Annotated in this window: 19 protein-coding genes; 8 read left to right on the top strand and 11 right to left on the bottom strand. The window is 36.9% G+C overall.

Features of this window, described 5'->3' with window-relative positions; all coding sequences use genetic code 11:
• Window position 1 precedes the first annotated feature (1 nt).
• Both ACFQ13_RS14455 and ACFQ13_RS14450 read left to right on the top strand, forming a co-directional pair.
• A complete protein-coding gene (locus ACFQ13_RS14455; RefSeq protein ID WP_386118554.1) occupies window positions 2-907 on the top strand; it encodes a PorP/SprF family type IX secretion system membrane protein in 906 nt (301 codons plus the stop codon).
• A 21-nt stretch (window positions 908-928) separates the two neighbouring features.
• Window positions 929-2,842 carry an OmpA family protein gene (locus tag ACFQ13_RS14450; protein WP_386118552.1) on the top strand — a complete coding sequence of 638 codons (1,914 nt, stop codon included), beginning with the start codon at window positions 929-931 and terminating at the stop codon, window positions 2,840-2,842.
• A 70-nt stretch (window positions 2,843-2,912) separates the two neighbouring features.
• Here ACFQ13_RS14450 and ACFQ13_RS14445 read toward each other — a convergent pair whose 3' ends face one another.
• Both ACFQ13_RS14445 and ACFQ13_RS14440 read right to left on the bottom strand, forming a co-directional pair.
• Window positions 2,913-3,467, bottom strand: coding sequence for a YciI family protein (locus ACFQ13_RS14445; protein WP_386118550.1), 555 nt, complete (start codon window positions 3,465-3,467; stop codon window positions 2,913-2,915).
• Window positions 3,455-3,928 (bottom strand): CYTH domain-containing protein, encoded by a 474-nt coding sequence (locus ACFQ13_RS14440; protein ID WP_386118548.1) that lies wholly within the window; start codon window positions 3,926-3,928, stop codon window positions 3,455-3,457. The genes ACFQ13_RS14445 and ACFQ13_RS14440 overlap by 13 nt, the downstream gene beginning before the upstream one ends.
• A gap of 92 nt (window positions 3,929-4,020) precedes the next feature.
• Here ACFQ13_RS14440 and dinB point away from each other — a divergent pair, with 92 nt between their 5' ends.
• Window positions 4,021-5,130, top strand: a complete 1,110-nt coding sequence (gene dinB, locus ACFQ13_RS14435) for a DNA polymerase IV (RefSeq protein ID WP_386118545.1) — start codon at window positions 4,021-4,023, stop codon at window positions 5,128-5,130.
• Between the two features lie 70 nt (window positions 5,131-5,200).
• On the opposite strand, the gene pyk is transcribed toward dinB, so the two are convergent.
• The 5 genes from pyk to ACFQ13_RS14410 all read right to left on the bottom strand — a co-directional run bounded on the left by pyk (window position 5,201) and on the right by ACFQ13_RS14410 (window position 9,501).
• A complete protein-coding gene (gene pyk, locus ACFQ13_RS14430) occupies window positions 5,201-6,640 on the bottom strand; it encodes a pyruvate kinase (protein WP_386118542.1) in 1,440 nt (479 codons plus the stop codon).
• A 4-nt stretch (window positions 6,641-6,644) separates the two neighbouring features.
• Window positions 6,645-7,124, bottom strand: a complete 480-nt coding sequence (locus ACFQ13_RS14425; RefSeq protein ID WP_114308208.1) for an IPExxxVDY family protein — start codon at window positions 7,122-7,124, stop codon at window positions 6,645-6,647.
• Between the two features lie 131 nt (window positions 7,125-7,255).
• Complete coding sequence (rnc, locus tag ACFQ13_RS14420; RefSeq protein ID WP_386118540.1) at window positions 7,256-7,996, bottom strand: ribonuclease III; 741 nt, start codon at window positions 7,994-7,996, stop codon at window positions 7,256-7,258.
• Between the two features lie 7 nt (window positions 7,997-8,003).
• On the bottom strand, window positions 8,004-9,254 hold the full coding sequence (gene fabF, locus ACFQ13_RS14415) for a beta-ketoacyl-ACP synthase II (RefSeq protein WP_114308206.1): 1,251 nt from the start codon (window positions 9,252-9,254) through the stop codon (window positions 8,004-8,006).
• Window positions 9,255-9,267: 13 nt separating this feature from the next.
• Window positions 9,268-9,501, bottom strand: a complete 234-nt coding sequence (locus ACFQ13_RS14410) for an acyl carrier protein (RefSeq protein ID WP_013869581.1) — start codon at window positions 9,499-9,501, stop codon at window positions 9,268-9,270.
• A 274-nt stretch (window positions 9,502-9,775) separates the two neighbouring features.
• On the opposite strand from ACFQ13_RS14410, the gene purN reads away from it, so the two are divergent.
• Window positions 9,776-10,351, top strand: a complete 576-nt coding sequence (purN, locus tag ACFQ13_RS14405) for a phosphoribosylglycinamide formyltransferase (RefSeq protein WP_386118536.1) — start codon at window positions 9,776-9,778, stop codon at window positions 10,349-10,351.
• Window positions 10,352-10,380: 29 nt separating this feature from the next.
• The gene (locus ACFQ13_RS14400; protein WP_386118533.1) at window positions 10,381-11,022 is read left to right on the top strand and encodes a ribonuclease H1 domain-containing protein; all 642 of its coding nucleotides are present in this window, start codon (window positions 10,381-10,383) and stop codon (window positions 11,020-11,022) included.
• A gap of 104 nt (window positions 11,023-11,126) precedes the next feature.
• Here ACFQ13_RS14400 and ACFQ13_RS14395 read toward each other — a convergent pair whose 3' ends face one another.
• Complete coding sequence (locus ACFQ13_RS14395; RefSeq protein ID WP_386118531.1) at window positions 11,127-12,704, bottom strand: T9SS type A sorting domain-containing protein; 1,578 nt, start codon at window positions 12,702-12,704, stop codon at window positions 11,127-11,129.
• Between the two features lie 369 nt (window positions 12,705-13,073).
• Between ACFQ13_RS14395 and ACFQ13_RS14390 the strand changes: the two genes are divergently transcribed.
• The 3 genes from ACFQ13_RS14390 (at window position 13,074) to ACFQ13_RS14380 (ending at window position 16,970) form a co-directional block, all read left to right on the top strand.
• Window positions 13,074-13,793, top strand: a complete 720-nt coding sequence (locus ACFQ13_RS14390) for a hypothetical protein (RefSeq protein ID WP_386118529.1) — start codon at window positions 13,074-13,076, stop codon at window positions 13,791-13,793.
• A 281-nt stretch (window positions 13,794-14,074) separates the two neighbouring features.
• Window positions 14,075-15,001, top strand: coding sequence for a PfkB family carbohydrate kinase (locus ACFQ13_RS14385; RefSeq protein ID WP_386118526.1), 927 nt, complete (start codon window positions 14,075-14,077; stop codon window positions 14,999-15,001).
• A 70-nt stretch (window positions 15,002-15,071) separates the two neighbouring features.
• Window positions 15,072-16,970, top strand: coding sequence for an amidophosphoribosyltransferase (locus ACFQ13_RS14380; RefSeq protein WP_386118524.1), 1,899 nt, complete (start codon window positions 15,072-15,074; stop codon window positions 16,968-16,970).
• Window positions 16,971-17,540: 570 nt separating this feature from the next.
• Here the strand turns inward: ACFQ13_RS14380 and ACFQ13_RS14375 are convergent.
• The 3 genes from ACFQ13_RS14375 to ACFQ13_RS14365 all read right to left on the bottom strand — a co-directional run bounded on the left by ACFQ13_RS14375 (window position 17,541) and on the right by ACFQ13_RS14365 (window position 22,181).
• Window positions 17,541-18,458 carry an ABC transporter ATP-binding protein gene (locus ACFQ13_RS14375; RefSeq protein ID WP_386118522.1) on the bottom strand — a complete coding sequence of 306 codons (918 nt, stop codon included), beginning with the start codon at window positions 18,456-18,458 and terminating at the stop codon, window positions 17,541-17,543.
• Between the two features lie 164 nt (window positions 18,459-18,622).
• Entirely contained in the window at window positions 18,623-21,094 is a 2,472-nt protein-coding gene (locus tag ACFQ13_RS14370) for an FG-GAP-like repeat-containing protein (RefSeq protein WP_386118520.1), read from the bottom strand.
• A 10-nt stretch (window positions 21,095-21,104) separates the two neighbouring features.
• Complete coding sequence (locus ACFQ13_RS14365) at window positions 21,105-22,181, bottom strand: hypothetical protein (protein WP_386118518.1); 1,077 nt, start codon at window positions 22,179-22,181, stop codon at window positions 21,105-21,107.
• Between the last annotated feature and the right edge of the window lie 48 nt (window positions 22,182-22,229).

The following is a 22,229-nucleotide window of genomic DNA, read 5'->3' as shown; positions in this document are numbered from 1 at the left end:
AATGAAAAAACTCACTATTATAGCGATCTTGCTATTGGCATTTAAAATGCACGGACAACAAGATCCTCAGTACACACAGTACATGTATAATATGAACATAATCAACCCGGCCTATGCAGGGTCGAAAGACAACCTGTCTTTCGGATTATTGTACAGAAATCAATGGACTAAAATTGATGGAGGACCGGAAACAGGAACGTTTTTCGGTCACGCTCCAATTGGTAGCAATTTAGGACTAGGTGCCTCTGTTATTTCAGATCACATTGGCCCTGTGAATGAAACCAATGCTTACGTAGATCTTTCATACACTCTAAAGCTTGGCGGTGAACACCGCCTTGCCTTTGGTGTAAAAGCTGGAGCTACATTTCATGATATCGGTTTAACAGGATTAGATGTTGTAGATCCTACAGATGATTTTTTCTCTCAGGATGTCAATACAACTACGCCTAATATTGGAGCGGGGTTCTTTTACTACACCGATAAATATTACGTATCGTTTTCTGCACCAAACTTATTATCATCAGTTCACTTAGATAATGATGGTCGTAAAATAGGATCAGAAACACAACACTATTTCTTAACAGGGGGTTATGTATTTGACCTTTCACCTAATACCGAGTTAAAACCATCGGTAATGTTTAAGTCGGCTTTTGATGCCCCAACATCTTTTGATGTAAACTTAAACGCTAGGTTCTATAAGAAATTAGAAATTGGAGCGTCTTACCGTTTAGATGATTCATTCTCTGGATTAATCAATTTTGCAATCACACCTTCGGTAAGAATTGGATATGCTTACGATGCTGTATCTTCAGACATCAAGGATTACGCCCCAGCATCTCACGAAATTATGTTATTATTTGATCTTAATTTCCCAAAACGCGTTTCACGTTCTCCTAGATACTTTTAATCAGCTAAGCTAAAAACAATTATGAAAAACATTAATAACTTATTATTTACTGCGTTGTTGAGTGGCTTTTGCTTAACGGCTCAAAACAAAGACACAAAAAAAGCAGACAAGCATTTTGATCGTTACGAGTTTGTAGAAGCCGTAGAAGATTATAATAAGCTTGTAGAAAAAGGAAAAGCAGACAGCTATGTTTACGGACAATTAGCAGAAAGCTACTATAACATTTTTAATACGGTAGAAGCAGAACGCTACTATGCCAAAGCTTTAGAAACTTCAACAGACCCAGAAATGGTGTTTAAATACTCTCAGATGCTTAAGGCTAATGGGAAGTATGAAGAATCAAATGCACAGATGGAGAAATTTGCATCTATGCGACCATCAGATAACAGAGCTACCGCATTTAGAGCAAACCCAGATTACCTTCCTAAGATCTTAGAACAAGGTAAAAAGTTCAACGTTCAAAATGCAGATTACAACTCAGAGCAATCTGATTTTGGAGGGACCATGCACGATGGTAAATTATACATTACCTCTGGTCGTAATGATAGCCGTAAAACTTACGGATGGAACGAGCAACCGTTTTTAGATATCTATACGGTAACTAAAAATACAGATGGTACCTCTCAAGCAGCAACTTTAGCTGAAGGTAAATTAAACACTAAATACCATGAAGGTTTAGTGTCTTTTACTCCAGATGGAAAAACCATGTATTTTTCTAGAGAGAGTTATTTTGAAAAAGACTACCAAAAAGATTCTATCAGCAGTGCTAGATTCAGCCAGGTATACTTATTTAAAGCGACTAAATTAGGTGACGAGTGGGATACTGTTGAGAGTTTAGCGATCAACAGCGAAAACTATTCTGTAAAAAACCCTTCTGTAAGTGCCGATGGAAAAACACTTTACTTTTCTTCTAACATGCCAGGTGGTTACGGAAACTACGATATCTACAAAGCAGAGATCAATGCAGATGGTACAGTAGGAGAGCCTGTTAATTTAGGTCAGAAAGTAAACACTGAAGCACAAGAAATGTTTCCTTTTATCAGCAGTAACAATACCCTTTATTTCTCTTCTAACGGTCATTTAGGCTTAGGTGGATTAGATGTATTTTACACTAAAGAAGTTGATGGAAAATTAGCAACGGTACGTAATGTTGGGATTCCAATTAACAGTAATGCTGATGATTTTGCTTTCAGAATTGATGAAGAGAAAAACGAAGGTTTAGTATCTTCTAATAGAGAAGGTGGACAAGGAAGTGATGATATCTACGAATTCAAAAAACTACAACCTCTTTGTGATGTTTTAGTTGTTGCAACGGTTTTAGATGACAAAACACGTCAGCCAATTGCAGGTGCTACTGTAGCGTTATTTGATGCTGAAGGAAATAAAGTTCTTTCTAAAACAACAAATCAAGAAGGTGTTGCTGAATTCATGGTAGAATGTGATGAAGACACAGAACTTGAAGTTGTAATGGATGGTTTTGACAGTAAAAAAGTCACAGTTAAAGGAACGAACGAAGAAGAAAACGACGTTCAGATTTCTTTAGATCCTATCGAAAAATTAATCTTAGCTGAAACTATTGATTTAGCGCCTATCTATTTTGATTTCGACAAATCTAATATTACAGCACAAGCCGCTTTTGAATTGGATAAATTAGTTCAGATCATGAACAAATATCCTGAAATGAAGATCAAAGCAACGTCGCATACAGATGTTAGAGGTCCTGAGTCTTACAATGCTAATCTTTCTGAGCGTAGAGCTAAGACTACTGTACAATATGTAATTTCTAAAGGTATTGATGCTTCTAGAATTACTGCTGAAGGTAAAGGTGAAACTGAACCTAAAGTAGATTGTGCTGGTGGATGTACTAAAGAACAACATGCTGAAAACAGACGTTCTGAATTCATCATTGTAACTACAGAAACGGTAGAAAACTAAAATCCATTGAATTTTACTTATAAAAAAGCTCTGAACAGTTGTTCAGAGCTTTTTTTATGTTGTATTGTTTTTAACGTAAGCGGTAACCTTTGGCGGCCCACCACGGATGCATTTCAATCTTTAACCGACCAGATTGCACCATAGGATCAGCCTGTGCCAAACTATCCGCCATCTGTTTTGTAGGCACATTATAAATGGTAATCCCTCTTATGGCCCCATCATCATCAAAGGGTCCTGAAATATCGGCATAGCCTAAATCATACATCTTCCCTAAATGCGCTAAATGGGCTTTTTGTAAAAGCGCAGCTTCTTCTTCATTCTGATTTCTAATTGGTCCTTCCTTTAAAAACGCCATAAAATACTTTTGCATCAAAATGGTATCCTGAGTTTTGGCATCTACATAATCAAACACCTCATACCCCTTCTCCATAAGTTGAGCTTTTAAAGCCGCCTGAGATACAGGTTCTGGCGTTGTGCTCTGAACACTATCTATAGGTTTAAGCTTAGTTTGCATCTCCTCTACAGGAAACGTCGGCGTAGCATCGCCTTCTTTTTTCGCGTCGTTGCAAGACCACAACGTTCCTAAAACAACAGAAACCGTTAAGAACCGTTTTATATAGACCATAATTTATACGGGGTTTTACTTAAAATTGAATTGTAATATTTTAAATCGCCAGTCACTTCTTTACCCAACCAAGCCGGTTTGGTATAGGACTCATTTTCGGCATTTAACTCTACTTCTGCCACCACTAAACCTTCATTATCACCAAAAAACTCATCTATTTCATAGACATGCTTTCCACAGGTCACTTCATAACGGACTTTATCTATAATTCCAGGTTCACATAGGGCTAACAAGGCTTCCGCTTCCGCTGTAGAAATCGATTTTTCCCATTCAAAACGCGATAAACCATTGGCTGTAGATTGCCCTTTTACCGTTAAAAATCCAGCCTCGTCTTTAAGCCTTACACGGACCGTCCGTTCTTTAGCACTATTTAAAAACCCTTGCTTAATCGCGTAACTTTTATGAGCCTCAGCTTTAAAAGCCATGGAGTTCACAAGAAATTTCCGTTCTATTTCTATCATTTTATATATTCTGAATTTACAAGTTAATTATTAATTTGTGATAATCACCCCTTACGGCGCGCTGCAGCCACAGGATTTCATAAATTTACAGTATGCTAAGCGATTTACCAATAAGAAAGATAATTCATGTGGATATGGATGCATTTTATGCGTCGGTAGCCCAATTAGATGCTCCTGAACTTAAAGGTAAAGCCATTGCTGTAGGTGGCGGTGGCCCACGAGGGGTTATTAGTGCGGCAAGTTATGAAGCCCGACAATTTGGGGTAAAAAGCGCCATGTCTGGCCGATTGGCCCTTAAGCTTTGTCCTGATTTAATTTTCGTTAAAACCGATTTTGAGCGTTACAGATCCATTTCTAGCAAAATAAGAGCCATTTTTTTAGACTATACCGATTTGGTTGAGCCCTTATCCCTCGACGAGGCGTACTTAGACGTTACAGAAAACAAAAAAGGCCTTTACAGCGCCTCTTTAATCGCAGAAGACATAAGACAACGTATTTATGACGAAGTGGGCTTAACGGCTTCCGCAGGAATCTCCATTAACAAGTTTATTGCCAAAGTAGCGAGCGATTATAATAAACCTAATGGGCAAAAAACCGTAAACCCAGAAGATGTGCTTCCGTTTTTAGAGGCTTTAGACATTCGGAAATTTTATGGCGTGGGGAAAGTAACGGCCGAAAAAATGTATCAGAAAGGGATCTTTACCGGTAAGGACTTAAAATCGAAATCTTTAGATTACCTTAAAACACATTTTGGGAAATCTGGGGCCTATTATTACGATGTGGTTCGTGGCATCCATACCAGTGAGGTAAAACCCAATCGCATTAGAAAATCTTTAGCCGCAGAACGGACCTTTAGCGAAAACCTTTCTTCAGAAATATTTATGCTTGAAAAATTAAAGCTTATTGCTGAAGAAGTCTCCAAACGCTTACATAAAAATAACGTTTCAGGAAAAACCATCACTTTAAAAATAAAATATAGCGATTTCACCCTACAAACACGCAGTAAAACCCTTCCTTATTACGTAAAAGAAGCCGCTCTTATCCTTGAAACCGCTAAAGACTTATTGTATCAAGACCGCTTAAATAATTCAGTACGACTGCTAGGTATTTCCTTATCTAACTTAAATACCAATGCCAAAATTCCGAAGAAGGACAAAGCAGACAACAGCAGCATTAGTGTGCAACTAAAATTAAAGTTTTAAGCAAAAAAAATCCCCTAAAAGGGGATTCTATTTTTAAAAACGGATCGTTTTCAATTATAAGGTGTTGGGATTAAAAGCTACAGCTTTCAATCTCTGTAACTCTTAACGTGTTTACCATTCCTTTTTCTTGAATAGGCATCGCTGCTAAGCTAATAAGCATATCACCAACATCTAAATAGCCTTTTTTACAAGCAATAGCGTTTACATCTTCAATCGTTTCATCTGTACTTACAAATTTATCGTAGTAGAACGCTGTAACACCCCAAAGTAAACTTAATTGATTTAAGATACGACGGTTAGATGTAAAGACTAAAATATGTGCTGACGGTCTCCATGCTGAAATTTGAAAGGCGGTATAACCACTATTGGTTAAGGTAGAAATAGCTTTTGCATTAATTTCGTTGGCCATGTTAGCCGCGTGAAAACAAATCGCTTTGGTGATATAACGTTTTGTACGAATATGTGGTGGCGATTGTGGTACCTCAATTAACGGAGAGTCTTCTACGCTGCGGATAATGTTTGCCATCTGACGGATCACTTGTACAGGGTACTGCCCTACTGAAGTTTCTCCAGATAACATTACTGCATCTGCACCATCCATTACTGAATTGGCAACATCATTTACCTCTGCACGTGTTGGTGTAAGACTAGAAATCATAGTCTCCATCATTTGCGTGGCAATAATTACAGGAATTCTAGCACGCTTAGCACGTAATACCAGTTGCTTTTGAATTAACGGTACTTCTTCTGCAGGAATCTCTACACCGAGATCACCACGAGCAACCATTAAACCATCACAATAGGCAACAATCTTATCAATATTCTCTACAGCTTCAGGCTTTTCAATCTTCGCTATAATTGGAATTTTATGCTCACTGTGCTCGTTAATTAAATTTTCAAGCTGCATTAAATCTTCGGCATGACGCACAAAAGATAAAGCAATCCAATCTACCTCTTGTCCAATGGCAAAAATAGCATCTTCAATATCCTTCTCTGTTAAAGCAGGCTGAGAGATATTAGTATTAGGAAGGTTAACCCCTTTCTTAGATTTTAATGGACCTCCTTGAATAACTTTGGCTTTCACCTCAGATTTCATATCGGTAGAAACCACTTCAAAAATTAATTTTCCATCATCTAATAAGATACGCTCTCCTGGCTTAGCATCTTGAGGGAAACGCTCATAAGTCATGTAAACACGCTCTTTTGTCCCTTCAAAACGTTCTCCTGTAGCAAAAATGATTTCGTCGCCTTCATTAACGATAACTTCACCCTTCATTACCCCTACACGCAACTTAGGTCCTTGAAGGTCTCCTAAGATTGAAGCGTTATAGCCGTACTCTTCGTTAAGCTCTCTAATCATTTTAATGCGTTCTTCTACATCTGCGTAATCGGCATGAGAGAAGTTAATTCTAAACACATTGGCACCTTCATCTAGCATGGCTTTTAATACAGCCTTGTTGCTTGTTGCGGGTCCTAATGTGGCTACTATTTTTGTTTTTTTGTGTGACATCGATTCAAAAAATTAAATGGTCTTTTGATTTTATATTTAACGGATCTACCGTATAACTTGTTATGATTTGTGGAATATCCTTCAATTTATTTAAAATCTCTTTGTCATCCACGCTGTGTGAATCTTCAGAAATCTTAAGAAAGAAATCTACTTTTTTATATTCCGAAATTAAATGGAATGTTTTGAGCACTTTTTCGTTGTTCGCAAACAATGTCCCAGAACTATATAGACTGTCTTCCTCTTTTTTACAGACGTTTGAAATTAAATTCCACAGCGTAAACTCTATGTCATTATCCCATTCAAAAATACTGTAGGAAGCCTCCAAATACCTGAAGTCTATATCTTTATCCTTACGCACTAATCTCAGCCCTAAATGCTTGTTAAGCAAATATGCTAGTCGATAATCTTCTAATCTACAATGAATAGCTATTAATTTAAAAGCATCATCGTAAAAATCATCCACTTGAAGTTTGTGTAAAGCCATCCAATTATAACTTTGAGTGGCAAATATACCACATTAAACGCTTAGTTGGCTTAAGAAATGGTTAAGATTAGCAGTGATAATCTACGAAAACGTTATCGTTTAGGTTATCCTAACACGTTTATAATCTTCAATTAGCCTTGGTTGGTAATTTGTTTTTGAAAAGCGAAAAAGGCACGTTTAGAGGCTTTTTCTTCCGCCTTTTTCTTAGAGGTTGCACGGGCTTTGGCCACCACCTTCTCATTAATACTAAGCTTTACAGAAAAATGCTTTAGTTCATCTTTACCCGTATCTTCGTACACTTCGTAATTAAAGGTGTTCTTTTCTTTTTGGCACCACTCTATCAGTAAGCCTTTATAGCTAATAACTTTACCTTCTAGGGCCTCAATATCTACATGCGGATTAATAACGCGCTTGTAAACAAATTTCTCGCAAAACTTATAGCCACGATCTAGATAAATAGCGCCGACTAAAGCTTCAAAAAGATTACCGTGAATATTGTTCCCAAAATTAGAGGTCGGAATTTTACTTTCTACAAAGTTAATCAGTCCAAGTTCTTCTCCTAGTTTATTAAGATGCTCTCTACTCACTACTTTAGAACGCATTTTAGTAAGGTAACCCTCATCGCCATGCGGAACTTTTTGAAACAAATATGCCGCTATTACGGAGCCTAAAATAGCATCGCCTACAAACTCGAGACGTTCGTAGTTAATGGGATTTCCCTTATCGTCCTTAATATTCATAGAACGGTGGGTAAAAGCCGTCATATAGATGGCTGTAGACTTGGGTTTAAAGCCTAAAATATCCTTAAGTTGAATAAAAAAATTCCCGTCTTCTTGAGAGCGGGAATTTAATATGTTACGAATGAAGCTCATTCGGGATTTAATCTAATTTTTTGAATAATACACAGGCGTTATGTCCGCCAAATCCAAAGGTATTACTCATTGCGACTTTAATGTCTCGTTTCTGAGCTTTATTGAGTGTCAAATTTAACTCTGGATCTATGTTTTCGTCAACCGTTTCGTGGTTAATTGTTGGTGGTACAATACCATGCTCCATAGCTAAAATAGAAGCAATCGCTTCAATAGCTCCGGCAGCACCCAACAAGTGACCTGTCATAGATTTTGTAGAGTTAATATTGATGTTTTTAGCGTGGCTTCCAAATACTTCAGATATAGCTTTTAGCTCCGCAACATCACCTAATGGTGTTGATGTTCCGTGCGTATTGATATGATCTACATCTTCGGGATTTAAACCAGCGTTCTCTAAACAATTTTTCATTACCGCAACAACACCAATACCATCTGGATGTGGTGCCGTCATATGATAAGCATCTGAAGACAAACCTCCACCAAGTACTTCGGCGTAGATTTTAGCGCCTCTAGCTTTGGCATGTTCATACTCTTCTAAGACAATAGCACCAGCACCTTCACCTAAGACAAAACCATCACGGTTAGCGTCAAAAGGTCTAGAGGCCGATTGCGGATCATCATTTCGAGTACTCATGGCATGCATAGCATTAAAACCACCCATACCAGCAATAGTCACTGCGGCTTCACTACCTCCAGTAATCACAACATCACAAGTTCCTAAACGAATGGTGTTTAAGGCATCGATCATTGAGTTTGCTGAAGACGCACAAGCCGAGACTGTGGTATAATTAGGCCCCATGAAACCATACTTAATAGAAATGTTTCCAGGTGCTATATCAGCAATCATTTTCGGTATAAAGAAGGGATTAAATCGTGGCGTTCCGTCACCAGCAGCATAGTTTAACACTTCATCTTGAAATGTTTCTAAACCACCAATACCAGCGCCCCAAATAACACCGACTCTTAATTTGTTTAATGAATCTACATCTAATTTCGAGTCTACAATGGCTTCATCTGAAGCAACCATCGCATACTGCGAAAATTTATCCATTCGCTTTGCTAACTTTCTATCAATAAAGTCAGTAACTTTAAAGTTTTTTATTTCACAAGCGAACTTAGTTTTGAATTTTTCAGGATCAAAATGCGTCACAGTAGCGGCACCACTCTTCCCACTGATAAGAGCATCCCAATATTCATCTTTGGTATTTCCTATGGGTGTAAGAGCACCTAAACCTGTAACAACGACTCGCTTTAATTCCATAAAAATAAAGTTATTATTTTGCTGCTTCTATGTAAGAAACGGCTTGACCAACTGTCGCTATATTTTCTGCTTGATCATCTGGGATTTGAATATCAAATTCCTTTTCGAATTCCATTATCAATTCAACAGTATCTAATGAATCCGCTCCTAAATCGTTAGTGAAGCTTGCTTCAGTTACAACTTCGTTTTCATCAACACCTAACTTGTCTACGATAATCGCTTTTACTCTTGATGCAATGTCTGACATAATTTTTTTATTTTAAGTTTTATTAGACGGCAAAAATAAAAAACTTTATTTTAAAAAACACTTTTACCAATAAAATGTACATATAAATTAATGTAAATCGATTGAAGTATTTGGTTTTTACCCCTAATATTAAATTATTATTCTTTTTTTTGTTCTAAATATTTGAAACAAATATAACTGTAAATGCAATGAACTGAACTAAAGTTTGCTAAACATTTTAGTAAATTTTTAAGGGTTAATTCCATTTCATCTTAATCTTAAATAAAATCTACTGATGAAACGTATTGTCATTTTTGCTTCCGGTAGCGGATCTAATGCAGAAAATTTAATTAAGTTCTTTCAAAACAGCGATACGGCCTCTGTTATTCAGGTCTTAACCAACAATCCTCATGCCAAAGTTTTGGAGCGTTGCAAAACTTTAAAAGTTAGCGCCTTATCTTTTAACCGCATTGCCTTTTCTAAATCTAATGATGTCTTAAACCTTTTAAAAGCCACGCAGCCCGACCTTATTGTATTAGCGGGATTTCTTTGGAAATTTCCTGAGTTTATACTGAAAGAGTTTGAAAATAAAGTGATTAATATTCACCCTGCTTTACTCCCTAATTACGGCGGAAAAGGAATGTATGGCATGCATGTGCATAACGCTATTGTTGAAAACAAAGAAGCCGAAACCGGCATTAGTATTCATTATGTTAACGAAAACTATGATGAAGGCGCCTTAATTTTTCAAGCCAAATGTGCAGTTTCAGCCTCAGATACCGCAGATGATGTTGCGCAAAAAATTCACGGCTTAGAGATGGAACATTTTCCTAAGGTGGTGGATCAACTTTTAAAGAAAGAACTTAAATAATAAGATTTCCGCTATCGCGGAAACTAAAGATGAGTAAAAAGAAAAAGAAATATTACACGGTTTGGCAAGGTCATAAACCTGGGGTTTACAGCTCATGGAATGCTTGTAAAACGCAGATTAAAGATTTCCCCGGAGCACAATACAAATCCTTCCCTACCCAAGCTGAAGCCGAAAAGGCTTTAGAAGGCAACTACTTTGACTTTATAGGAAAGCAAAAAACATTTAGTAGTGGACTCTCTGAGGCCGAATTAAAAAAAATAGGAAAACCCAATTACAATTCCATTGCTGTAGATGCTGCTTCTAGTGGCAACCCCGGAATTATGGAATACCGTGGTGTGGATACGAAAACTAAAAAACAATTGTTTCATCAAGGACCTTTTGAGCAAGGCACCAATAATATTGGTGAGTTTTTAGCGCTTGTGCATGGTTTGGCTTTTTTAAAGCAACACAATAGCACACGCATTATGTATACGGATTCTAGAACGGCTATGAGCTGGGTGCGCAAAAAAGCTTGTAATACAAAACTACAACGTAATGCTAAAAATAAACCGGTGTTTGATTTGGTAGACCGTGCCGTACAATGGTTAAAAACCAACGAATACACGACCACCATAGTAAAATGGGAAACCAAGGCTTGGGGAGAAATACCTGCAGATTTTGGGAGGAAATAGCCCAAAATAAGGACCATAAATCTTTTAAGACACTTTTGATCTAAAAAATAAAAAGGGCTAACAAAATATTGTTAGCCCTTTTTATGATACTATGATGGTGTTGCTTATTTTAGGATCACCTTTTTAGAAAGCTCTTGTGTCGCGTTTTCTAATGTTACAATATAAATACCTGCCGTTAATTGCGAAGCGTCTACTTCATTAGCGTTAGATCCGGTCTCTAAGGTAGAGAACATCACTTTACGTCCTAAAGTATCGTAAACAGTCATTTCTGTTGCTTCTACAAGTTGTCCTGTAACCACAATCGTTTTCTGAGCTGCATATAAATTTAAGTTATTCAACTCATCATCAACTTGAGATAAGGTTGCATTACCAATATTTAGATAAAAACGTCCTGTACCAGAAATAGCTGAATTTGTTGTAAAGGTATAGTCTGTATTGTTTAATAAGGTCACGGTGTTGGCTACTGTATCTTCTAAATATACTGAAACGTCAGAGGCCAAGGTAGAATTCTCAATACTGAAGGTTATCTGTTGCCCTTCTCCTGCTTTTAATCCTAAAGGAATAACTACAGAACTAAGATCTGAAGATCCTAAACTTTGAATAGCCATTGCTGTGCCTTGGTTATCTGCAACCAAATGCGAATACAATGAGAACCCTAGAGAAGATGCCCCAAATAGTTTTGCATCATAACCCGGATCTAAAGCCTGGGTAGAATTATCATTAAAATAAAACTCGGTAGCAAAATCAGCGTTAGCTTGTGCCACCTTTAAACGTAACATTTGATTATTAGCATCTCTACCTGCTATAAAATCATCTCCACCATTAAAAAGGCGCATTGCAGGAGAAAAGGTAACGGTATTACTAGATACACTAGGGTCATTTGCCACATAGAATCCTTGCCCTGGAGCAATATTTAAGTCCGTATTGGTATTATAATTTATAATGGTATAGTTTCCTATGGTCCCAACACTACTTGCGTTGGTTCCACTATTATAACCATAAATAGCCAAAGCATCTGGATCTAATTCCTCGCTATTTGCCGTTAAAAATGCTTCCGAATCTAAATAAGTAGGATAAGGATTTCCTATTAAATTCCATCTAGAGTAAGTTCCTGTAATAATAGGCGTATCTTCAATATTCGTCGTAATACTTCCTGTAAATCTTAAGGTTCTCCCAGAAGGGGTTGCAGCTCTATACCCTTTACCTCTTAGTAACTCTACAGCTCCATCTGAACTAGAATCATAATTAATATAGGTGTAATTTGCTGTATCAAAAGGGCCAAAAGCATATAAGGTCGGGATCGATGGCGAAGTTACCATGTAATCTGCATTAGTGGTTGTTCCCCCATCATCACTATAGGTTAAAAAATCAGCAAAAGTAGCAGCACCATCTTTTAAAGGTAAAGCCACTAAATCGTTTCCTCCATTCACTGAAGTTTGCCCTACAACATTAACATACCTATCGTAATTAACAACAGCTCCAGACGTTAAACCATCAACATCAGTTAAAACCGTTGCAAATTTACTTGAGCTTGATTTTAAAGTTAAGGTATCAGCACCAAAAACAGTTCCTGTCTCTATACGCATAGAGGTCCCCGGACTTACCGTCATGGTCTTTTCAAAATCTTGAGCACCAAGATTTATACAAAACATTGATATTAAAGCAATACAAGTCGATTTCATGTTAATCATCATTTAATTAAGTAAGTATGCAAGAAACGGCAATAATTTATATAATTCAAGATAATTGTAAAATAATTTAGCAAACCCTACGTTATGGCCGTCTTTAAAACGTTAAGATTTACAAGCTCTTAAAGGTCTTTTTTTTAAAGATTTAAGACTTTAAGTCATTAAAAAAAAGACTGACGACCTCCAACCCTTATAATGAAAGTAAAGTATTACAATCTAAAAAAAGCACCTTATCGTTTTAATACAAATCTACTTACAGCCTCTTAGCCTAACTATTTTTAAAAATTTAAAAAGCCACAAATTTGATAAATCCCATTTTTTAATGTTAATTTGTCACTAAATCCATGTAAACCAAATAGAAGAATGAAATCAATTTTTACCATTTTAGGTGCATTTTTATTATGTACAAGCACGTGTTTTGCTCAAGTAGGTATTGGTACAGAAACTCCAGACGCCTCTAGTATTTTAGAATTACAGAGTACTGATAAAGGTCTATTATTACCTAGACTGTCAACTGCAGATCGTGATCTTATCGCAACACCAGCCGTAGGCCTTACCATATATAATACCGACACAGAAAGTCTTGAGGTTTATATTTCAGAGGAAACAGGATGGAGTCACTTATCAACAGAAGCAGATGCAACTCCTACCCTAACACTGTACAGTGCTAACACAGGACAAATAGATTCAAGCAATGGTACTTTTTATAATTTACCTGTAGGAGGTGCAACTAGTGAGATTCAAGAAAATAACACTGATTATTTTTCCGTGATAAGTGATGGTAAAATTCAAATTCTAAAACCGGGTAGTTACATCATTAACGCTAGTTGGTCTGTTTCTAATTTAAAAACAGGAAGCAACAAATATATTCTTGCTGTTTTTCTAAATGGTTCTCGTATTTCCTACCTTTCTAGAGGTGTTGCTACGCTTCCAAGTGGAGATCATTTTGGTGTAACTGGAACATTTCAGTATTATTTTAACGCCGAAGATGTTATAGACATTAAATACTATTTAAAAAATGACGATATTAATAGTACTACTTTATCAGGTACTTATACCCATATCGGTATAACTAAATTATAATTTATTAGTGAGACGTTAAAGCGTTTACAAGTATAAAAGAAAAGCCATAATTTAACTATTGTGGCTTTTTTTTGGTCTTAAAATCTCGGCGATATGCATTCTTTTTATACGATACGCCTACACCAAAGCGCCCTACCCCCCTTTAAGCTTCATAATAGGCCAGGATTAAAGTAGGCTTAGTTGTTTTCTTTAAAACGACACCCGGCTTTACAAGGCTAAAATTTCCTATTTCACAAGGAATTATTTTTACGTAAATTTGCACTTTAATTCAAAATTCTTTTATGAGCAAATTAGTAATTGTTGGAACCGTAGCCTTTGACGCTATTGAAACTCCATTTGGTAAAACCGATAAAATTCTTGGTGGTGCTGCAACCTATATTGGTTTATCAGCTTCTAATTTTAATGTGGATGCCGCAGCAGTTTCAGTGGTTGGTGGTGATTTTCCGCAAGACTATTTAGAATTGTTAAGCAATAAAAACATTGATATTGAAGGTATAGAAATTGTAAAAGAGGGAAAAACCTTCTTTTGGAGTGGCAAGTACCATAATGATATGAATTCTCGTGATACTTTAGCTACAGAGCTTAATGTATTAGAACATTTTAACCCTATTGTTCCTGACTCTTATAAAGATGCAGAGGTGGTTATGTTAGGTAATTTACACCCTTTAGTACAACAGGGCGTTCTTAACCAAATGACTAAAAAGCCTAAGCTTGCTATTTTAGATACCATGAATTTCTGGATGGATATCGCTTTAGATGATTTGCTTGCGGTTATAAAAAACGTGGATGTAATTACCATTAACGATGAAGAAGCCCGCCAATTAACTGGGGAATATTCTTTAGTGGTTGCAGCAAAGAAAATCCATGAAATGGGACCTAAATATGTGGTGATTAAAAAAGGCGAACACGGGGCCTTATTATTTCATGACGACAATGTGTTTTATGCACCTGCTTTACCATTAAAAGAAGTTTTTGATCCTACAGGGGCCGGAGATACCTTTGCCGGTGGTTTTGCGGGCTATTTAGCCAAAACAGGAGATTTCTCTTTTGAAAACATGAAAACAGCGGTCATTTATGGCTCTACATTAGCATCCTTCTGTGTTGAAAAATTTGGCACAGCGCGTATGGAGAACCTTAGCGACCAAGAAATTTATAAGCGCTTAGAGCAGTTTAAGACGCTAACACAATTTGATATCGAATTATCGTAAAAACCCGCGCGCTCTAAAATGAGCGCGTTTTTATTTTCAAAATTATATAACTAATTGCAGACAAACAATCATGAGTGATGCATTAAAACATGAGTGCGGTATTGCACTTATTAGACTTTTAAAACCCTTAGAATACTATAAAGAAAAGTATGGCAGTGCTTTTTATGGTGTAAATAAGATGTATTTAATGATGGAAAAACAGCACAACCGAGGACAAGATGGTGCTGGTTTTGCAAGTATAAAATTAGATACCAAACCTGGAGAGCGTTATATTAGTCGTGTGCGCTCTAATGCACAGCAACCCATACAAGATATCTTTGCGCAGATTAATGCCCGTATCAATGATGAGCTGACTAAAAATCCAGAATATCAAGATGATGTTGATTTGCAAAAACGAAAAATCCCTTACGTTGGTGAGGTTTTATTAGGCCACGTTCGTTATGGTACTTATGGTAAAAATAGCGTAGAGAGTGTACACCCGTTTTTAAGACAGAATAACTGGATGCACCGTAACCTTATTGTTGCCGGTAACTTTAACATGACCAATGTTAATGAGCTTTTTGACAATCTTATAGAAATAGGACAACACCCTAAAGAGAAAGCAGATACCATTACCGTAATGGAAAAAATAGGGCACTTCTTAGATGATGCTGTTTCTAAAATATATAAAGATTTAAAAAAAGAAGGCTATAGTAAAAACGAATGTTCGCCACTTATTGCAGAGCGTTTAAAAGTTGGTAAAATACTTAAGCGAGCGGCTAAAAACTGGGATGGTGGTTATGCTATGGCAGGTTTATTAGGACATGGTGACTCTTTTGTACTAAGAGATCCTTCAGGAATTAGACCAGCGTATTATTATAAAGATGATGAAGTGGTGGTGGTTGCTTCAGAACGTCCTGTAATTCAAACAGTATTTAACGTGCCTTTTGAAAAGGTTATAGAGTTACAACCCGGACACGCTATAATTACCAAGAAGTCTGGCGTTACTCAGATTAAAAAAATATTAGAACCTTTAGAGCGTAAAGCTTGTTCTTTTGAGCGCATTTACTTTTCTCGTGGTAGTGATGCTGAAATTTATCAGGAACGAAAAAAACTAGGTCGTTTATTAATGCCAAAGGTTTTAGAGGCTATTGATAACGACACTAAAAACAGTGTATTTTCTTATATTCCTAATACTGCTGAAACGTCTTTCTTTGGAATGATAGAAGCGGTTGAAGATCACCTCAACGAACAAAAAACAAAATCGATCTTAGACGGTGACGGTAAATTGTCTGCAGAAACAGTAACCGACATCTTATCAGAACGTCCAAGAATTGAGAAAATAGCCATTAAAGACGTTAAACTAAGAACCTTTATTACTGAAGATAGTAGTAGAGATGACTTAGTAGCACACGTTTACGATGTTACTTACGGCGTTATAAAACCTAATGATAACTTAGTGATTATAGACGATAGTATTGTACGTGGTACAACACTAAAAAAGAGTATCATTAAGATGATGGACCGTTTAAGCCCTAAGAAAATTGTAGTGGTTTCTTCTGCTCCTCAAATCCGATATATTGATTGTTACGGTATTGATATGGCTAATTTAGAAACCTTAGTGGCCTTTAAAGCAGCCCTAGCCTTATTAAAAGATACCGACCAATACCATATAGTAGAAGAAGTTTATAATAAGTGTATTAAACAAGTTAATAATAAGGATAAAGACATCGTAAACTATGTAAAGGAGATTTACGCGAAGTTTACAGATGAGCAGATTTCTAATAAGATTTCAGAATTATTAAGTAACGAACATACTAAAGCAGAGGTTAAGGTTATTTTTCAACCAGTAGATAACCTTCATGAGGCATGTCCGGATAACTTAGGAGATTGGTATTTTACTGGCGACTACCCAACACCAGGAGGTAATAGAGTGGTTAACAGAGCTTTTATTAATTTTTACGAAGGAAATAATAAACGCGCTTACTAAAGCACAGCGCTTAAAACGCGTTTTATCCGATAAAATTATTGTTTTATCGTATTATACTGTATTTCACCGGATTATTGGTGAGAATCATTAAATTAAATATAACTTAGTATCACCATAACATAAGTAGGTTAAGTTCATGGTAGATTTGGGGCAAAAAAGGGTGAACAATCGTTCACCCTTTTTTATTAATCGCTTTTATAGACGTGAAGCGTGTAAGAAAATTGATTTTTTTAACAGAAACAGCATTAAAAAATCAATCAAAATTCCACATTTAGACTAATATATAGGTCGTTTATCCATAAAATTAGAAATTTCGATAGAAGAGCCCGTATATTTGGCTCACCATAACATAAGTAGGTTAAGTTTATGGTAGATTTGGGGCAAAAAGGATGAACGACTGTTCATCCTTTTTCATTTTTAATAGGTTTACACTATTAATTTACAAGCTGTTACACAACAACCAGCCCAATTAAGATGGCCTAACCCTTATAAATCTTTTAGTTTTAGAGCACTCTCTTTAAGCCCAAAAAAAACTCATCATTCTTATCTTGACGTCTTACCGACTAAAGCCTATTTCGCTTTTACTGAAAAATAAATTGTTGTGTCGCGCTCTAAGGCCTCCGTATGTTGAATAAAAACAACGTCGGACTGATACAGTACTTCAATTAACCAAGTACTCCCATTAAAATACGAGGTTCTTACTACGGCTTTAAAATCGGACTCGGCTACAATATAAAGCTGATGCGCATAAACAATACCATAAGGTTCAATGACATTAAATTCCCCAAAGAATGAGGCTATAAGAGGTAACTGAGGATTTTTATAGAGGTTTTCAGGACTGTCTTTAGCGATGATATTAGCAGTATCGAGTACAATAATTTCATCAGCAAAGCCCAATACATCATTGCGGTCATGGGTAGCCACAATACACGCAATATTCTTAGCTTTTAAGTAATTAAAGACATTACGCCTTAAACCTTGTTTTTGAAAATTATCAATATGACTAAAAGGCTCATCGAGGAGTAATATTTCGGGTTGTTTTGCTAAGGCTCTAGCAATGGCAACACGTTGTTTTTGGCCGCCACTCAATAATTTTACTTTGGTATTCGCAAAAGCTTCAAGCTCTACCACCTCAATAAGTTCTTTGGTGCGTTCCTTTTTTTCTTCAGGATAAAAATTAGAAAGGAATTTTCCGATGTTTTCAGCAACCGTGGTTACCGGCATTAAATCGAATTCTTGACTTACAGATTTCATAAACTCATAGCCCACCACTAAATTGTATTTAGGGCCTAAAATTTCTTGATCTTTCCAGAAGATTTGTCCTTCGTCTAAATCGTATTCCCCATAAATAAGTTTTAATAAGGTACTTTTTCCGGAGCCACTTTCACCGATAATGGCGAGATTTTTTCCAGCTTCAACTTTAAAATCAATCGCATTTAAAACCTTGGTATTTGTGTATCCGAAATTTAAATTATTTACCTGTAGCATTGGGGCTTTACTTTAAGTTAGCTCTTCTGTAAAAAAGCATTAAAATCTATCGCTACGGTGCTTTAGTCGCAGCAATGCATTTCAAAAATACTACTTCAAGACTTAAATTACATAAAAAAACCGCCGGATTTCTCTAGCGGCTTTAAAAGCGAAGTTAAATTCATTTAGTTTTTTATAAACTTACGTTTTATCATTTTTCCTTGCGATTCTATACGTAGCACATAAACCCCAGGGGCTAAATGTGAAACATCTACTGTAGACGCGCTAAGCTTTTCATTAAACACCCGTTTACCATTAGCATCAAAAACACTTGCAATTTTATGAACTAAGGCTCCTGTAGTCTTTAAAAACAAGGTATCATCTACCGGGTTCGGATAAATAGACAGATCTACTAAAGCCGGATCTTCTACATTTAACGTGCTCCCTTCAGTAACACTTAAGGTGGCATTAATATCAGGATTCTCGATATAATCTACCGTTCCGGAAGGCCAATAAATAGTCAGGCTGTTAATACTACTAAGACTACCAATACCAAAATGCGTGTTTAAGCTACTCATATACTCAAAGCCTTCACCACTTCTCACATCTCTAATTTGTGTGCCGTTGCTGGTTTCTAGTTCTATACGTGCGCCTATACCGTTACGGTTACTTGTGGTTCCTATGGTATTTATCTTTATCCAATTATTGGCGTTGGTATTGTTTAAATAAATATTACCGTTGTAATAAACATCTAAAAACCCATCGTTATTGGTGTCGCCAATGGCCCCACTTGGTGGCATATTGGTGTTATAATTCGTAAAGGTAAGATCACCATTATTAAACAATACATCTCCATTACTAAAAATATCGATATAGCCATCGTTATCAAAATCTACCGCTACATTTTCTCGTCCTAAGGATGCCAATAGAACTCCAGAACCTGCTGTAACATCTGTAAAGGTACCATCACCGTTGTTTCGCATTAATTTAGAATCGCCATCTACGGTAGTACTTGCCCCGACATAAACATCCATATCCCCATCGTTATCATAATCTGCCCATGCTGAAGACCAAGTTTGTACCAAGTCACCTAAATTTGAAGAATTATCATGCCCAACACCTGGAGCATTAGTGCTATAGTAGCCGTTGGCATCAGCGACGTTTACAAAACTTCCGTTGCCATCATTTCGCCATAACTCGTTCATACTAATCGATGAGCCACCTCTACATTTAGCGAGAAATAGATCCATATCCCTGTCGTTATCAAAATCGATCCAAACTGAGCCGTAATTTCCACCTCCCGGTACGGTGCCTAAACCATTAGGAACAACTGTACTTGGGCCTTGATAAAAGGTTAAATTTCCAGAACTATCTGAGAGGTAATACACGTTCGCTTGCACATCATGACAGACAAAAGCGTCTAAATACCCATCATTATTAATGTCTACAAAATTAGAACGTTGAGAAAACACGTACTCTGCTCCTGAAATTTCGGTATAGCCTGTACCGGTACTATTGGCTTGCATAAAGGTGACTCCACTGTAGCCTCCATACAATAAATCATTATAACCATTACCATCAAAATCTCCTGCGGCAATACTCCAATTTGGAGAGTTAGATGTTGGAGTCATCGTAATATCAACCTCATTAAAGCCTCCTGAAGGCAGTTGGTAATGTATATTAATATGGTCATTACTCACGGAGATCACATCGTCTAAAAAATCGCCATTTAAATCCACCAAGGCCGTATCATAAAATCCTGTGGTTACCATAGGGTTAATTGTAAACGCTACTGGGTAGGTAGAAAAATCGACTCCTGTTTTAAACATTTGCGTCATCCAGTTGCTTACGCCTCCTTGAGAACATTGTGCTCTTATAAAAACCACATAATCGGTATCTGCACTAAGGTTAGACACATTATAGCTATTGCTGGTGACCAGGGTACCAGAACTAGGAATACCTTCACTTAACAACTGAACAACAATCTCCCACGAGGTTTCGGTAGCACCACTTTCCCATTGTACCATAGCACTAAAGGCATTAATATTACTGATAACTATATCGGAGACGTTTGGGCAAGCTGGTGGCACAGCCGAGCTAATAACAGGGGCATTTACACAAAATCCCCAACCATAAGAGCCATTATCGTCATATAAAATGCGGTATTTAAATCCGGTTAATTGTGTGCTTGTAAAGGCAGACACGTTTAAATCTTCACTTATAAAAGCGGTATATTCTTCATTACAAAATTCATCATTAGTCCCAGAGTTCTCTTGTAAGGGCGCTCCCCAATTGACCCATAATTCTGTATCGGCATCCCAATACTGTAAGCTAAGGGTTTCATTTTGATAAATATTTAGCACATAGTTAAATGCCACCGTAATTGCGGTTTCATTAGCCGTGTAGGCAGCAGAAAGATCAACCACAGGAGATTCCGCAGCAATATTGTTAATGGAAGTTCCGCCAGCATCATCATCATCAAAAGAAAACGAACCACTAGACGAGCTGGTTGGATTTTCATCTAAATACAAGGAATCATAACTCCCTGTGAGCGTCCATTGCGCATTAGGCCAATTGGCCGGTTCATTTAATTGCTGGGCTTGAGAAAAACCATAAACAAGCAGCAATAAAAATGTAAAGCGTAGTTGTGTCTTCATATCAATTTGTTTAGTTACAATTCATGTCTAAAGATTCTATCCAAGCTTCTACAAGCTGAAGCCCTTCTGTATGAACCAATGTTCGGGCTAATAAAGGCATTCTTGTAGAAGGTTCTGTGGCACTTAACCTGTAATACAACACCGAACTCCTTGCATCTCCCGGAGTTACAATACGCTCTAAATCTTCACCTAGAGGAGTATCGGCATCAACACAAACCCCCATATTGGCGAAGTCATCCGTTAAGGAATAATCGAAACGCATAGGGCGATAAGAACAGTGTGTATAATCGGAATGACAATGCGCACAGTTAATTTCTAAATAGGCTCTTACTCTTTGGATCAGTGGAACACTGGTATCGGTATAATCAGGCAATTGGTATATGGTTTCGGGCAGTGAATTGTCTAAGTACCCAAACTCCACTAAATAGTCTAATTGATTCTGAAGGCCTTCATCCGCTTGAAACGTGAGATTTAAATTTCGTGGTTTAGGGCCAATAGGCTGCGCCGTTTCCATAATCTTATGGCAGGTATGGCATTCTGCTTCTGAAGGAATACGGTATTCTACAGACTTTACCTCATCATTCTCTTCCCATTCTAAAGGAACAAAACTCCCATTCAAGTCTAATTCAGCTTCAGATTGAAGCGCATTCCATTTGTAATTCGCAAAAACCCAACCCGCTTCCTTTTTAATCATAAGCCGTGTTTCTATAATCTGAGTGCTATAATCAGGACGTACATTATCGTAATAAAAATTTTTGATCAGAATGGTTCCTCTAGGGAAATCTAACATTTGATCATCACTGACGTAAGCGGCTTTACTTTGGTTAGGCATCCATATAAAGCGTTTCTTTTTAGCATAATCGCTAAATAATGTGGCATTTAGGGTATAGGGTAAGACCCCATGACTAGGCTCTAAATTTTTGAGTTCACCTTGAAAAAATTGGTATTCAGACAAGGTTGAAAACGGCATATTTTCTAAATCGTAATGCACCACACTTTCGGTATCTAAAGCCGTAAGGCCGTCATCCTTAGCGCAAGAAACTAGGAGCAAACCTATTAGAAATAAAATACCGTAAAATTTTGTCATATGCAATGGTTAACCCTCACTTATAAAACAACTTAAGCCCCAAATCAC

The organism is Winogradskyella rapida (genome assembly GCF_042675845.1).
Lineage (GTDB): Bacteria > Bacteroidota > Bacteroidia > Flavobacteriales > Flavobacteriaceae > Winogradskyella > Winogradskyella rapida.
This window is presented reverse-complemented; position numbering and strand designations above follow the sequence as displayed.

What these genes read in the sequence shown, in the direction of transcription:
- ACFQ13_RS14455 (WP_386118554.1), top strand. Translation starts at nt 2, where the DNA reads ATGAAAAAACTCACTATTATAGCGATCTTGCTATTGGCATTTAAAATG.
- ACFQ13_RS14450 (WP_386118552.1), top strand. Translation starts at nt 929, where the DNA reads ATGAAAAACATTAATAACTTATTATTTACTGCGTTGTTGAGTGGCTTT.
- ACFQ13_RS14445 (WP_386118550.1), bottom strand. Translation starts at nt 3,467, where the DNA reads ATGGTCTATATAAAACGGTTCTTAACGGTTTCTGTTGTTTTAGGAACG.
- ACFQ13_RS14440 (WP_386118548.1), bottom strand. Translation starts at nt 3,928, where the DNA reads ATGATAGAAATAGAACGGAAATTTCTTGTGAACTCCATGGCTTTTAAA.
- dinB (WP_386118545.1), top strand. Translation starts at nt 4,021, where the DNA reads ATGCTAAGCGATTTACCAATAAGAAAGATAATTCATGTGGATATGGAT.
- pyk (WP_386118542.1), bottom strand. Translation starts at nt 6,640, where the DNA reads ATGTCACACAAAAAAACAAAAATAGTAGCCACATTAGGACCCGCAACA.
- ACFQ13_RS14425 (WP_114308208.1), bottom strand. Translation starts at nt 7,124, where the DNA reads ATGGCTTTACACAAACTTCAAGTGGATGATTTTTACGATGATGCTTTT.
- rnc (WP_386118540.1), bottom strand. Translation starts at nt 7,996, where the DNA reads ATGAGCTTCATTCGTAACATATTAAATTCCCGCTCTCAAGAAGACGGG.
- fabF (WP_114308206.1), bottom strand. Translation starts at nt 9,254, where the DNA reads ATGGAATTAAAGCGAGTCGTTGTTACAGGTTTAGGTGCTCTTACACCC.
- ACFQ13_RS14410 (WP_013869581.1), bottom strand. Translation starts at nt 9,501, where the DNA reads ATGTCAGACATTGCATCAAGAGTAAAAGCGATTATCGTAGACAAGTTA.
- purN (WP_386118536.1), top strand. Translation starts at nt 9,776, where the DNA reads ATGAAACGTATTGTCATTTTTGCTTCCGGTAGCGGATCTAATGCAGAA.
- ACFQ13_RS14400 (WP_386118533.1), top strand. Translation starts at nt 10,381, where the DNA reads ATGAGTAAAAAGAAAAAGAAATATTACACGGTTTGGCAAGGTCATAAA.
- ACFQ13_RS14395 (WP_386118531.1), bottom strand. Translation starts at nt 12,704, where the DNA reads ATGAAATCGACTTGTATTGCTTTAATATCAATGTTTTGTATAAATCTT.
- ACFQ13_RS14390 (WP_386118529.1), top strand. Translation starts at nt 13,074, where the DNA reads ATGAAATCAATTTTTACCATTTTAGGTGCATTTTTATTATGTACAAGC.
- ACFQ13_RS14385 (WP_386118526.1), top strand. Translation starts at nt 14,075, where the DNA reads ATGAGCAAATTAGTAATTGTTGGAACCGTAGCCTTTGACGCTATTGAA.
- ACFQ13_RS14380 (WP_386118524.1), top strand. Translation starts at nt 15,072, where the DNA reads ATGAGTGATGCATTAAAACATGAGTGCGGTATTGCACTTATTAGACTT.
- ACFQ13_RS14375 (WP_386118522.1), bottom strand. Translation starts at nt 18,458, where the DNA reads ATGCTACAGGTAAATAATTTAAATTTCGGATACACAAATACCAAGGTT.
- ACFQ13_RS14370 (WP_386118520.1), bottom strand. Translation starts at nt 21,094, where the DNA reads ATGAAGACACAACTACGCTTTACATTTTTATTGCTGCTTGTTTATGGT.
- ACFQ13_RS14365 (WP_386118518.1), bottom strand. Translation starts at nt 22,181, where the DNA reads ATGACAAAATTTTACGGTATTTTATTTCTAATAGGTTTGCTCCTAGTT.